Here is a 623-nt window from a genome sequence, read left to right as displayed (position 1 = left end):
CTCCTCCACTTAGATAAATCATAGCTTTATTTGAATAACTAGTTAAGTTAGATATTGCTTCGTCAAATTCGCTATCTGACAATAAAATTATATCGCGCATAGGAAAACCATGAATATGCTCAGAGTAGAGAAAAGAGTTACCCTCTACTCGCACGGGCTCAGTTGCATCTTCAAAAGTAATACTCTTTTTCACTACTTTTCCTATATCGAATTCGCCAGCATCAGTCACAATTGTTACAATTTCTGTCACAAAATATAATGGGCGAAAGGCTCGAGGATTTTTCCAGGTTAGAATCGTAAATGTGTCAAAGATTAATCGCTTATAAACTAGTGATCGTATACTCGAAGGGTCAAATTGTATGCCATTCCAAATAATCGATTCTGGCCCAATTGAGAAAACGAACGCACCACTTATGACACGAAATAAACCATATAATGCAAATGGAGTTACAATCAATAAGATCTGACTATAAGGAATCTTATTAATAGTCAACACTGGTGCAATAACAAGGAGAGTGAAGAAGATTATGAACGTTTTCGCTTTTTGTCTTCCGTGCAATTGATTTGGAGTAAATCCGATAAAATCTTTCATAGTTTTAAATTAGTTTAAATTCCTTTGTCAT

Annotated in this window: 1 protein-coding gene; it reads right to left on the bottom strand. The window is 34.7% G+C overall.

Annotated features, from left to right (window positions below; all coding sequences use genetic code 11):
• Nucleotides 1-592: hypothetical protein (locus CH377_RS19545; protein ID WP_133122041.1), on the bottom strand; the 592-nt coding region annotated here is incomplete at its 3' end.
• Between the last annotated feature and the right edge of the window lie 31 nt (nt 593-623).

This window comes from Leptospira haakeii, from assembly GCF_002812045.1.
Taxonomy (GTDB): domain Bacteria; phylum Spirochaetota; class Leptospiria; order Leptospirales; family Leptospiraceae; genus Leptospira_B; species Leptospira_B haakeii.
This window is presented reverse-complemented; position numbering and strand designations above follow the sequence as displayed.